General features: G+C 61.0%; 1 pseudogene. It reads right to left on the bottom strand.

Annotated elements, in window-relative coordinates:
- Positions 1-420: pseudogene (locus OC610_RS28915) on the bottom strand (excinuclease ABC subunit UvrA); the annotation flags it as partial.

Raw genomic sequence — 420 nt, 5'->3', positions numbered from 1 at the left:
CCGACTGCCCGAGCTTGATGTACGAAAGACCTACGTCCATCAGCGTCTGGAGTTTGCGCGCCAAAGCCGGCACCGCGTCGAAGAACACCCGGGCCTCTTCGATGGTCATCTCCAGGGTTTCGTGGATATTCTTGCCCTTGTACTTGATCTCCAGGGTTTCGCGGTTGTAACGCTTGCTCTTGCACACATCGCACGGCACATAGATGTCGGGCAGGAAGTGCATTTCCACCTTGATCAAGCCATCGCCCTGGCAAGCCTCGCAGCGGCCACCCTTGACGTTGAACGAGAAGCGCCCCGGGCCGTAACCCCGTGAGCGGGACTCCGGTACGCCGGCGAACAGTTCGCGGATCGGGGTGAACAACCCGGTGTAGGTCGCCGGGTTGGAGCGCGGCGTGCGACCAATCGGGCTTTGGTCGATGT

This window comes from Pseudomonas agronomica (assembly GCF_025917275.1).
Lineage (GTDB): Bacteria > Pseudomonadota > Gammaproteobacteria > Pseudomonadales > Pseudomonadaceae > Aquipseudomonas > Aquipseudomonas agronomica.
The sequence above is the reverse complement of the archived record's forward strand: the minus strand, read 5'-3'. Positions and strand labels throughout refer to the sequence as shown.